The sequence below is a fragment of the Antarctobacter sp. genome (genome assembly GCF_965277915.1).
Taxonomy (GTDB): domain Bacteria; phylum Pseudomonadota; class Alphaproteobacteria; order Rhodobacterales; family Rhodobacteraceae; genus Antarctobacter.
The window spans coordinates 3,116,909-3,128,360 of sequence record NZ_OZ255849.1 but is presented as its reverse complement, the minus strand read 5'-3'; the positions used below and the strand labels follow the sequence as shown (position 1 = coordinate 3,128,360).

Below are 11,452 nucleotides of genomic sequence, written 5' to 3'. Positions count from 1 at the left end.
GGTGACCCTGCGCGATTCACCTATGGTTAACCACTCTGGCGCTATCACTGGTCCTGCAAGAAGACGGGGCCAGGATGCGCGACGAAAGCTACTCTTCCACTCACCCCCCACTCCCACCCACCACGGAAGATCATCGTGTGGATTGGCTCCGTCTCTTGCGCTCGCGTCGCGTGGGGCCGACGACCTTCTGGAGATTGATGAACGAACACGGCAGCGCCGCCGCGGCGCTAGACGCCTTGCCGGATGTCGCCCGCGCCGCCGGTGTCGAGAAATACCAAGCCTGCCCGCGCGGTGTGGCCGAGGCGGAACTCGCCGCCGGGCACCGCGCCGGGGCCTGGCTGCTTTGTCGTGGAGAGCCGGGGTATCCTTTGGACCTTGCCGAACTGCCGGACGCGCCACCGCTGCTTTGGGGGATCGGCGACAAGTCCGCGCTGCGGCGCCCGATGATCGCGCTGGTCGGCGCGCGCAGCGCGTCGTCGTTGGGCACTCGCATGGCCCGGCGCCTGGCCGAAGGTCTTGGAGAGGCCGGGTTCGTGGTGGTGTCCGGTCTAGCCCGCGGGATCGACACCGTGGCTCATCTCGGTGCCCTGCCAAGTGGCACAGTGGCCGTCATGGCCGGTGGTGTCGATGTGCTTTATCCGTCGGAGAATACGCGCCTGGCCGACGACATTTGTCAGCACGGCGGCTGTCGGCTCAGTGAACAACCGATGGGCCTGCAACCGGTGGCCCGGCATTTCCCGACGCGAAACCGGATCGTCTCCGGCTTGTCACGCGGTGTCGTCGTAGTCGAGGCTGCGGCAAAGTCGGGGTCACTGATCACCGCGCGCACAGCACTTGATCAAGGGCGCGAGGTGCTGGCGGTTCCCGGGCACCCGATGGATGCCCGCGCCAGCGGGTGCAATATCCTGATCCGCGACGGCGCACACCTGATCCGCAACGTCGAGGACATTCTCGAGGCACTGCCGCCATTGGAAACGCCTCGTGCCACGGATCAGCCCGCGCTGGACTTGCCGGAACCGACATCAAGCGCGAACCAAGGGGAACGGCCGCCCCAGCGTCGTGAACCGGCTCGGAAAGATCAGGACGGAAACGCGGCCCTCCGCAAGGCCGCGGCACTGCACCAGCAGATTCTCGACCGGCTTGGTCCCTCTCCCTTGGCCGAGGACCAGTTGATCCGCGATCTGGGCGCGCCCGCGGGCAAGGTCTCGCCGGTGCTGACCGATCTCGAACTGGACGGACGTATCCGCCGCCAGCCCGGCGGGTTGTTGTCATTGGTGGTGCGGAACTGACCCCGGGGTCAGCAGACCTCCGGAATCACCGGCCCCCAGGCGGGGCAGAAGGTGGGGTCCGACCACCACACATCCGTGGCACCTATGGCGTGCTGGACGGCGACCCAGGTCGACCCGGAGCGCTGGTACAGCACCTGGATGTCCGGCCCGCCCCAGTCAAAGGGATTGTCCCAGCCGGGCCGCATGGGGATCTCTTGCCGCGTGATCTCACGTCCGCCGGGACGGACCGGATGAAGGCTGGCAAAACCCACGTCGCCGCTGACCCGCAGGTCCGAGACGACGAAGATGACCGGTGCCCCGAGGATCCATTCCGCGTGCGGCCTGATCGCATCCATAAGGTCGGCGCGCAGGGCCGTGCCGCGCGCGGGCTCTTCCCATGCGTTGGCCGACAGAGGCGTGACGGCCAGCGCGATGGCGGCCAGGAAAGAGGCAAATCGGGTCATGTCACTCGCTCCGGTAAATGTGGTGAACGTAGCCGAAAACAGAGCGGCGCGGAAAGCGGCATCGCCAGCGTCACGGCGCCCCGGATTGACAAATGCTTCTTGCGCACCACATCTTGCGCCGCCATACGCGGCTCAAGACAAGGCCTTCGTAAGGCCCGAAAGAAATTTAACGAGGTAGCAGAACCCCATGCCCGTCGTCGTCGTCGAATCCCCTGCCAAGGCCAAGACAATCAACAAGTATCTGGGATCCGACTACACCGTTCTGGCATCCTATGGCCACGTCCGTGACCTGCCGCCCAAGGATGGTTCGGTCGATACGGATCATGATTTCGAGATGAAGTGGGAGATTGCCAACGATTCGCGAAAGCACGTTGCGGCAATCGCTGAGGCGCTGAAATCCGACGACGAACTGATCCTCGCCACCGACCCCGACCGCGAGGGGGAGGCGATTTCCTGGCACCTCAAGGAGGCGCTGACCAAGCGCCGGTCGATCAAGAAATCCACCAAGGTCGAGCGGGTCACCTTCAACGCCATCACCAAGCAGGCGGTCAGCGAGGCGATGAAGAACCCGCGCGACATCGACGCCCCGCTGGTCGAGGCGTATCTGGCGCGCCGGGCGCTGGATTACCTCGTGGGTTTCAACCTGTCGCCGGTGCTCTGGCGCAAGCTGCCGGGCGCACGTTCGGCGGGACGGGTCCAGTCGGTCTGCCTGCGCCTGATTGTCGAGCGCGAGATGGAGATCGAGGCCTTCAAGCCGCGCGAATACTGGCAGGTGAAGGCCCAGCTGACCACGCCGCGCGGCCAGAGCTTCGAGGCCCGCCTGACCAGCCTCGCTGGCAAGAAACTCGACCGTTACGACCTCGCCAACCTGACCGACGCCGAGATGGCTGTCAGCGCTGTTGAAAAACGCGCACTGAAGGTCTTGTCGGTCGAGGCCAAGCCGACCTCGCGCAATCCTTCCGCGCCCTTCATGACCTCTACCCTGCAGCAGGAGGCCAGCCGCAAGTTCGGCATGGGGGCACGCCAGACCATGAACGCGGCGCAGCGCCTGTACGAGGCCGGGCACATCACCTACATGCGGACCGACGGCATCGACATGGCGCCCGAGGCGGTCATGGCCGCGCGCGACGCGATCAAGGATCGTTACGGTGTGGAGTATGTCCCCGACAGCCCGCGCATGTACAAGAACAAGGCCAAGAACGCGCAGGAAGCCCACGAATGCATCCGCCCAACGGACATGACCAAGGATGCCGGGAGCCTGCGCCTGTCCGAGCCCGATCAACGCAAGCTGTACGACCTGATCTGGAAGCGGACGCTGGCCTGCCAGATGGCGGCGGCGCGTCTTGAACGGACCACGGTCGAGATCGGCAGCGACGATGGCCAGGTGGGTCTGCGCGCGACTGGCCAGGTGGTCCTGTTCGACGGGTTCCTCAAGATCTACGAAGAGGGGCGCGACGAGCCCGTCGAAGATGACGACAAGCGCCTGCCGCAAATCATGCAGGGCGAGGCCGCCAAGTTCGACGCGGGCGCCCTCAAGAGCGAACACGCGAAGGCGGTCGAAAAGGCGGTGGGCGAGGCGCGCAATGCCGTCATGTCCGATGACGGCGCCACGCTGGCCACGCAGAGCTTTACCAACCCGCCGCCGCGCTACACCGAGGCGACGCTGGTCAAGAAGATGGAAGAGCTGGGCATCGGACGGCCTTCGACCTATGCCTCGATCGTGACCACGATCCAGGAGCGGGAATACGTCCGCAAGGAGCAGAACCGCCTGATCCCCGAGGACAAGGGCCGGATCGTCACGATCTTCCTGCTCAACTTCTTCAAGCGCTACGTCGAGTATGATTTCACCGCCGCGCTGGAGGATGAACTGGACAGCGTGTCTGCGGGCAACGAGGACTACAAGGACCTGCTGGCCAAGTTCTGGCGCGACTTCAGTGCTGCGATTGCGGAAACGTCCGAGTTGCGCATTTCCGAGGTGCTGGACGTGCTGGACGAGGCGCTGGCGCCGCAGCTTTACCCGCCGCGCGAAGATGGCAGCGATCCGCGTATCTGTCCGAAATGCGGCCAGGGGCAACTGCACCTGAAAACCTCGCGTACCGGCGGATTCGTCGGCTGCGGCAACTACCCGGAGTGCACCTACACCCGCCCCATCGCGGGCGAGGGCGCCGAGGGTGAGGAACGCCTGCTGGGCGAGGATGCCGGGGACGAGATCTGGCTGAAGGCCGGGCGTTTCGGGCCCTATGTCCAGCGCGGCGAACCGACGCCGGAGAACAAGAAGCCGCCGCGGGCCTCGCTGCCCAAGGCGCGCGGCCAGTTCCTGCCGGGCTGGGAGCCGGACGGCATGACTCTGGAAAAGGCGCTGACCCTGCTGACACTGCCGCGTGAAATCGGGATGCATCCCGAGGGCGGCGTGGTCAAATCGAACCTCGGTCGCTTTGGTCCCTTCATCATGCACCAGAAGCCCGACGAGGAAAAACCGGTCTACGTCAACCTCAAGGAATTCCAGGAGGTTTTCGAGATCGGCATGAACCGGGCGGTGGAGATGCTGGCCGAGAAGCGTGCAAACCCTGGACGCGGCCGCGGCGCGGCGGCCAAGCCGTTGCGGGAACTGGGGGATCACCCGGACGGCGGCGCGCTGAGCGTCTACGAAGGGCGCTACGGGCCTTACGTCAAGTGGGAGAAGGTCAATGCGACCCTGCCCAAGGACACCGATCCCAAGGAGATCACGCTGGAGGCGGCTGTCGAATTGGTGAACGAAAAGGCAGCCAAGAGCGGCAAGAAGAAAGCCGCGCCCAAGAAGGCCGCCGCCAAGAAACCTGCCGCCAAGAAGAGCACCGCGAAAAAGAGCACGGCCAGGAAAACTGCTGTCAAGAAAGCGGCCGGCGACCAGGGCTGAAGACGGATTTCGTCAACTGGATGTGATTGGTGCTGCGTCGCGGCGCAGAGTAAGGCTTGCCTGGAAAAACAGGCAAGGAGAGCATCATGAGCAATGGAATGTCCCGCCGCGGCCTGCTGATTGCGGGCGGCGCAGCACTGGTAGTGCCAGCACGGGCCCGGGCCGAGGTGCGCGAAGAGGCCGAGGTCGTGCGCCGCAACATCTCGAGCTTTTCGAGCCAGGATTGGCGCGACCATTTTGACGAGCTCGGCGTGGGCTGTATCGTCTGCGACACCGCCAGCCGCGCGCTCCACTACTGGAACGAAGATGGAAGCGATTATCGCGTCTACCCGACTTCGGTGCCCAAGACCGACGAGTTGACGAAACGCGGATATACCAAGATCGTGCGCAAGAAGGTGGCGCCTTCCTGGACTCCCACACCGTCGCAGATGGAACGCTTTCCGGATTGGCGTCCGGTTGAAGGTGGCGCGCCCGACAACCCCCTAGGCACGCATGCGCTCTATTTCGACTGGCCCGCCTACCTGATCCACGGCACCCATGACACGCGCAAGATCGGGCGTCCCTCATCGGACGGTTGCATCGGCCTGTATAACGAGAAGATCGCCGAGCTCTTCGAGATCACTCCGATCGGCACACAAGTGCGGCTGATCTGATGTGAGCGCTCTCATCCCGGGCTTCCGTTGACATCTTGCTGCAGGGCGGCGAAAACCTCCTGAAATCCGAAACCAAGGGAGGCAACTGCCATGAAGAAGGTCTATGGCTCGGCGGCAGAGGCGCTTGACGGCGTTCTGCACGACGGGATGTTGATTGCCGCGGGGGGCTTTGGCCTCTGCGGCATTCCGGAGCTGCTGATCGATGCCATTGTCGAAAGCGGTGTGAAGGATCTGACCGTGGCATCCAACAACGCCGGCGTCGACGGGTTCGGTCTGGGCAAGCTGCTCGACACCCGCCAGATCAAGAAGATGATGTCCTCATATGTGGGGGAAAACGCCGAATTCATGCGCCAGTACCTGTCGGGCGAACTGGAACTGGAATTCAACCCCCAAGGCACTCTGGCCGAGCGCATGCGCGCCGGCGGCGCGGGTATCCCGGGTTTTTACACCAAGACCGGCTACGGCACGCAGATCGGTGAAGGCAAGGAGGTCAAGGTCTTCAACGGGGAACACTACATCCTCGAGGAAGGTATCTTTGCCGACCTTTCGATCGTGAAAGCGTGGAAGGCCGACGACACCGGAAACCTCGTGTTCCGCAAGACGGCGCGGAACTTCAACCCGCCGGCGGCGATGTGCGGCAAGATCTGCGTGGCCGAGGTCGAGGAAATCGTGCCGCGCGGCTCGCTCGACCCCGATCACATTCACCTGCCCGGCATCTACGTGCACCGGATCATTCAGGGTGAACACGAGAAACGGATCGAACAGCGGACCGTCCGCAAGCGGGAGGAAGCATAATGCCCTGGGATCGCAATCAGATGGCGGCGCGGGCCGCGGAAGAACTCGAAGACGGCATGTATGTGAACCTCGGGATCGGCATTCCGACGCTTGTCGCCAACTACGTCGGCGACAAGGACATCACGCTCCAGTCGGAAAACGGCATGCTGGGCATGGGCCCCTTCCCCTATGAGGGCGAAGAGGACCCGGACCTGATCAACGCCGGCAAGCAGACGATCACGGAACTGGCGCGGACCTCCTATTTCGACAGCGCGACGAGCTTTGGCATGATCCGCGGCGGCAAGATCGCGGCGGCGATCCTGGGCGCGATGGAAGTGGCCGAGAACGGCGACCTGGCGAACTGGATGATCCCGGGCAAGCTGGTCAAGGGCATGGGCGGGGCGATGGACCTCGTGGCCGGTGTCGAGAAGGTCGTGGTGGTCATGGACCACACCAACAAGCACGGTGACTCCAAGCTGCTGAAGGCATGCACGCTGCCGCTGACCGGCAAGGGTGTGGTCGACCGGATCATCACAAACCTCGGTGTGCTGGACGTGGTCGAGGGCGGTCTGAAGATCGTAGAGACCGCCGACGGCGTGACCGAGGACGAGATCCGTGCCGCCACCGAGGCGACCATCGTCTGATCCCTTGGACCTTACTTTCGAAACGAAGGGCGCGCTCGATAGGGGCTCGCCCTTTTTCTTTGGTGCAAAGAGAAAAAGAAAAAGGGCAGGATCCGAAGATCCTGCCCCAGTCGCTTGCGCCAAGTTCGGGAGGAGAGGCGCAATTATTGTCCGGTGGTGTCCGGATTACTTGGCCGGTGCGGCTTTCTTGGCGGTGGTCGTCGCCTTGTTGGCCGTCGCGGTCATCTCGTCGGTGGCCTTCTTGACCGCCGCGGTCGCGTCTTCGGAGTAGTCCTTGCCGGCTGCCATCAGCAGTTCGACGGTGTCCATCTGAACCTTCTTGGCGATCTCGGCAAAGGCGGCGGTGTTCTCAGCCGCGATTTCTGCCTGTGCCGATGCAAATTCGGTCATCGCCTTGGCGTAGTCGGCGGGCTCTGTCTTGGCCTTCGACATCTCGGTCATCTTGGACAGGGTGTCCTTGGTCCAGGAGGCCGACAGCTCGGTCGATTTCTTGGCCGCTTCCAGTGCGACGCCGGACAGCTTTTCGCTCAGGGTCGCGGTGGTCTTGAAAGCGTCGTCCATAGCTTTGGTGTCGACGGGGAATGCGCCCATCATTTCTTTCATCATGGCGGTGATATCGTCGGTCTTTGCCATCTGTCTTGATCCTTCTTCCAATGTTGCGCCGTCTCCGGCGTGCTGCGTTCCACTGACCCGAAGATGGATGCTGCGGCGCAGCATTTCAAGATTTTTCTGCTGCGATGCAGCGAAGATTATGTCGCACCCCCTGTCGCAGGGGGGAGACGACGATCGGCAAGTTTCTGTCAGGCAAAGAAAAAGGGGCAGGATCCGAAGATCCTGCCCCAGGAAATTGCGCCAAATTTGGGAGGAGAGGGCGCAAAATCGTTCGGTCGTAACCGATTACTTTGCCGCGGCGGTTGCCTTCTTGGCGGTCGCGGTCATCTCGTCGGTGGCTTTCTTCATGGCCGCGGTTGCGTCCTCGGAGAAATCCTTGCCGGCTGCCATCAGCAGTTCGACGGTGTCCATCTGAACCTTCTTGGCGATCTCGGCGAGGGCTGCCATGTTTTCGGCTGCCACTTCGGCCTGACCCGATGCGAAATCGGTCATCGCCTTGGCGTAGTCGGCCGGCTCTGCCTTGGCTTTCGACATGTCGGCCAGTTTGGACAGGGTGTCCTTGGTCCAGGTTGCCGACAGTTCCGTCGACTTCTCTGCGGCTTCCAGAGCAACCGCCGACAGTTTTTCGTTCATGGTCGCGGTGGTCTTGAACGCGTCTTCCATGGCCTTGGTGTCCACGGGGAATGCGCCCATCATCTCTTTCATCATCGCGGTGATGTCTTGGGTCTGTGCCATCTCAGTCAATCCTTGTCTCGTGCTGCCTTGGGCCCGCCCCATCGCTCAGCAACTGACGAGAATATGCATGCTGCGACGCGGCATTACAAGAAAAAATTCTGCACCGCAGCATGCCGCTGACAAGTCACTGGTTTTGTTGGGCGGCCTTCAACTTCACATAGGTCCCGGGAGCGGGCGCAAGCGGCTCATAGGCCGAATCGCCAGGCTCGCGCGCGGGGACCTTCTTGCCGGACCGTTTGCGCAACCAGCCCTCCCAATGCGGCCACCACGACCCTTCGCGGAACTCGGCGGTCTCTTTCCAGGCATCGAAGTCTTGCGACAGGTCGTCGTTGACGAAATGTCCGTACTTGCCCTTGGAAGGGGGATTGACGATCCCGGCGATATGGCCGGACTGGCCCATCACGAAATGCTTGGACCGTGATCCCATCATCTGCACACCGCGATAGACGTCGCGCGCCGCGGCAATGTGATCGGTCTCGGCCGCGATGGACATCAGGGGCACATCCACGTCCTTGACGCTCAGCTTTTCCCCGAAAAGTTCGAACGTGCCTTCGGCGAATTCATTGCGCTGGCAAAGCCCGCGCAGGTACTGGCTGAACATCCGCCCCGGCAAGTTCGCCCCGTCGCCGTTCCAGTACAGAAGATCGAAGGCGGGCGGAGTTTCCCCCATCATGTAGGACCGGATCGCCGGGCCGTAGATCAGGTCGTTCGACCGGAGAAAGGAAAAGGTGCGCGCCATGATGAAAGAGGGCAGGATGCCTTCCTGGTCGATCTCCTGTTCGATCCCGTCGGCAAAATCGTCCTGCAGGAAGGGCGTGAACTCTCCCTGGTCGCTGAAGTCGGTCAGCGCGGTAAAGAATGTGGCCGATTTCACCGACTTGTCGCCACGTTTCTTCATCAACGACAGGGTCAGGCTGAGCGTCGTGCCGGCGATGCAATAGCCGACCGCGTTGACCTTGTCGGTGCCGCAGATCTCCTTGGCGACCTCGATCGCCTTGAGGAAGCCCTCGTCGACATATTCCTCGAGCCCGACGTCGCGGTACTTGCCGTCCGGGTTGATCCAGCTGACGACGAAAAGGGTATAGCCCTGGTCGATGACCCAGCGGATCAGGCTGTTCTGCGGTTTCAGGTCAAGGATGTAGAACTTGTTGATCCAGGGCGGGAACAGCACGACGGGGGTCTCGTAGACCTGTTCCGTCGTCGGACTGTACTGGATGATCTCCATCATCCGGTTGCGATAGATTACCTCGCCCTGGGCGGTGGCGATGTTCTCGCCGATCTCGAAGGCGCTGTCATCGGCCAGCCGCACCACCAGTTCACCATTGTTGGCCTCGAGGTCGCTGACAAGGTTTTCCAGCCCGCGCACCAGGCTTTCGCCCTCGGTCTCGACCGCCTTCATCAGTGCGTCGGGGTTCGTGGCCAGGAAGTTGGTCGGCGCGAACATGTCGACGATCTGCTGGCTGAAATAGCGCAGACGCCGCTTTTCCTTTTCGTCCATGTCCTCGATCGCGTCGATCGCGTCGCGGATGGCGTTGGCGTTGATGAGGTACTGTTGCTTGACGTAGTTGAAGTACGGGTGACTGTCCCAAAGCGGATTCTTGAACCGCTTGTCGCTGGGCCCCGGGTTCTCGGGGGCGGTCAGCTTGCCACGGGCCAGCTGTTGTTGCGCCTCGACAAAAGTGGTGACGGTCTTGCCCCAGAAACTGACCTGCTGCTCGATCAGCTTTGCCGGGTTGGTCATCCATTCCTGCATGTAGGCCTGCGCGGCCTTGGTGTACAGCGCATGGTCGGGGCCATTCAGCGCCTGTGGCGTCGGATGGCGTCGGGTCAGGGCCGAAACGAGCCGCTTGCTCAGTTCCTCGACCCGCTCAAGGTTCTCCTCCATCCGCGCGCGGCTTTCGCCTGCGGCAACCTCGTTTGTTGTCATTGGAAACAAATCCCCCTATCCTTCGCAACTGCAGAAATACCGTCGTGGGTTTCGGGGGGCAAAGCGACGAATTGGCTCGGGCCTGGGTGCGCGGCAAGCCGCTGACCCCGCGAAACAAAAGGAGTGCTGTCGTGCGCTACATGGCGACGTATGATTTGATGGAAAGCATCCGCAACACCAACGCGTGGATGGGCGCGACGGCGCGGACGATGGCCTCTTACCCGATGTTCTCGGCCTTTCCCAACCCCGCGCTGGAGTGGATGGCGGCATGGGGTGCCGTGACGGAACGCACATTCGAGCGCATGGTGGTCAAGCCCGACTGGGGGATCCACACGTTCACCTGCGAGGACGGCAAGGATCACCTCGTCGACGTCGCCACCGTGGTGGAAAAACCCTTTGGCAACCTGGTCCATTTCAACGTCTCCGGGCGCGAGGAACAGCCGCGGAAGATCCTGCTGGTCGCGCCCATGTCGGGCCACTATGCCACACTACTCCGCTCGACCGTCAAGTCGCTTATCGTGAATTGCGAGGTCTATGTCACGGACTGGCACAATGCCCGCGACATCCCCGTCTCGGCAGGCAAGTTCGATATCGAGGACTATACGCTGTACCTCATGGACTTCATGCGTCACCTCGGCCCCGATACCCATGTGATCGCCGTGTGCCAGCCGGCGCCGCTGACACTGGCCGCAACCGCCTACCTGGCAGAGCTGGATCCGGATGCGCAGCCGCGCACCCTGACCCTGATCGGCGGGCCGATCGACCCTGACGCCACCCCGACCGACGTGACCGACTTTGGCCGTCGCGTGACGATGGGCCAGCTTGAAGAGACGATGATCCAGCGCGTCGGGTTCAAGTACAAGGGCGTTGGCCGCATGGTCTATCCCGGGCTGCTGCAGCTTGCCTCGTTCATGTCCATGAACGCGGACCGCCATTCTGCTGCCTTCCGCGACCAGATCATCCGGGTCGCGCGCGGCGAGGCCTCGGACCACGACGCGCACAACCGTTTCTACGACGAATACCTGGCGGTCATGGACATGCCGGCGGAATTCTACCTGTCGACGGTTGAACGTGTCTTCAAGAACCGCGAGATCGCCAAGAACGAGTTCATCGTGGACGGGCACCGGGTGGACATGGGGAAGATCACCAAGGTCGCGGTCAAGACCGTCGAAGGGGCGAAGGACGATATCTCGGCGCCCGGCCAATGCGTCGCCGCGCTGGATCTCTGCACCGGGCTGCCGGACGAGAAGAAGGCGAGCCACCTGGAGCCGGGGGCGGGCCACTACGGCATCTTCGCCGGCAAGAGCTGGCGCAACAACATCCGTCCGCTGGTGCTGGAGTTCATCGACGCGAATTCGGATATGCCGAAAAGCCCGGCGGCCGTGCCCGTGAACCTGGCCGATCACCGCTGATCGCTCCGTGATCCGATTGTGCGCGCCTGCGGGCGCGCGCTTTTCCCGTCGTCCTTGCGCGGCAAGC

Annotated in this window: 10 protein-coding genes; 6 read left to right on the top strand and 4 right to left on the bottom strand. The window is 62.8% G+C overall.

Going from position 1 to position 11,452, the window contains the following annotated elements:
- Nucleotides 1-74 precede the first annotated feature (74 nt).
- Nucleotides 75-1,289 carry a DNA-processing protein DprA gene (gene dprA / locus ACQY5B_RS16145; RefSeq protein ID WP_420324482.1) on the top strand — a complete coding sequence of 405 codons (1,215 nt, stop codon included), beginning with the start codon at nucleotides 75-77 and terminating at the stop codon, nucleotides 1,287-1,289.
- An 8-nt stretch (nucleotides 1,290-1,297) separates the two neighbouring features.
- On the opposite strand, the gene ACQY5B_RS16140 is transcribed toward dprA, so the two are convergent.
- Nucleotides 1,298-1,732, bottom strand: coding sequence for a hypothetical protein (locus tag ACQY5B_RS16140; protein WP_420324483.1), 435 nt, complete (start codon nucleotides 1,730-1,732; stop codon nucleotides 1,298-1,300).
- 187 nt (nucleotides 1,733-1,919) lie between these two features.
- On the opposite strand from ACQY5B_RS16140, the gene topA reads away from it, so the two are divergent.
- The 4 genes from topA to ACQY5B_RS16120 all read left to right on the top strand — a co-directional run bounded on the left by topA (nucleotide 1,920) and on the right by ACQY5B_RS16120 (nucleotide 6,699).
- Nucleotides 1,920-4,628, top strand: a complete 2,709-nt coding sequence (gene topA / locus ACQY5B_RS16135; protein ID WP_420324484.1) for a type I DNA topoisomerase — start codon at nucleotides 1,920-1,922, stop codon at nucleotides 4,626-4,628.
- A gap of 86 nt (nucleotides 4,629-4,714) precedes the next feature.
- Nucleotides 4,715-5,281, top strand: coding sequence for a L,D-transpeptidase (locus tag ACQY5B_RS16130; protein ID WP_420324485.1), 567 nt, complete (start codon nucleotides 4,715-4,717; stop codon nucleotides 5,279-5,281).
- A 90-nt stretch (nucleotides 5,282-5,371) separates the two neighbouring features.
- Nucleotides 5,372-6,076 carry a CoA transferase subunit A gene (locus ACQY5B_RS16125; protein ID WP_305970946.1) on the top strand — a complete coding sequence of 235 codons (705 nt, stop codon included), beginning with the start codon at nucleotides 5,372-5,374 and terminating at the stop codon, nucleotides 6,074-6,076.
- Nucleotides 6,076-6,699: a 3-oxoacid CoA-transferase subunit B gene (locus ACQY5B_RS16120; RefSeq protein WP_420324486.1), complete on the top strand. Its 624-nt coding sequence runs from the start codon at nucleotides 6,076-6,078 to the stop codon at nucleotides 6,697-6,699. The genes ACQY5B_RS16125 and ACQY5B_RS16120 overlap by 1 nt, the downstream gene beginning before the upstream one ends.
- A 165-nt stretch (nucleotides 6,700-6,864) precedes the next feature.
- On the opposite strand, the gene ACQY5B_RS16115 is transcribed toward ACQY5B_RS16120, so the two are convergent.
- The 3 genes from ACQY5B_RS16115 to ACQY5B_RS16105 all read right to left on the bottom strand — a co-directional run bounded on the left by ACQY5B_RS16115 (nucleotide 6,865) and on the right by ACQY5B_RS16105 (nucleotide 9,973).
- Complete coding sequence (locus ACQY5B_RS16115; protein WP_305970944.1) at nucleotides 6,865-7,332, bottom strand: phasin, PhaP; 468 nt, start codon at nucleotides 7,330-7,332, stop codon at nucleotides 6,865-6,867.
- Nucleotides 7,333-7,596: 264 nt separating this feature from the next.
- Nucleotides 7,597-8,046: a phasin family protein gene (locus tag ACQY5B_RS16110; protein WP_305970943.1), complete on the bottom strand. Its 450-nt coding sequence runs from the start codon at nucleotides 8,044-8,046 to the stop codon at nucleotides 7,597-7,599.
- A gap of 124 nt (nucleotides 8,047-8,170) precedes the next feature.
- Nucleotides 8,171-9,973 carry a PHA/PHB synthase family protein gene (locus tag ACQY5B_RS16105; protein ID WP_305970942.1) on the bottom strand — a complete coding sequence of 601 codons (1,803 nt, stop codon included), beginning with the start codon at nucleotides 9,971-9,973 and terminating at the stop codon, nucleotides 8,171-8,173.
- Between the two features lie 131 nt (nucleotides 9,974-10,104).
- Here ACQY5B_RS16105 and phaZ point away from each other — a divergent pair, with 131 nt between their 5' ends.
- Entirely contained in the window at nucleotides 10,105-11,385 is a 1,281-nt protein-coding gene (gene phaZ / locus ACQY5B_RS16100; RefSeq protein WP_305970941.1) for a polyhydroxyalkanoate depolymerase, read from the top strand.
- Nucleotides 11,386-11,452 lie beyond the last annotated feature (67 nt).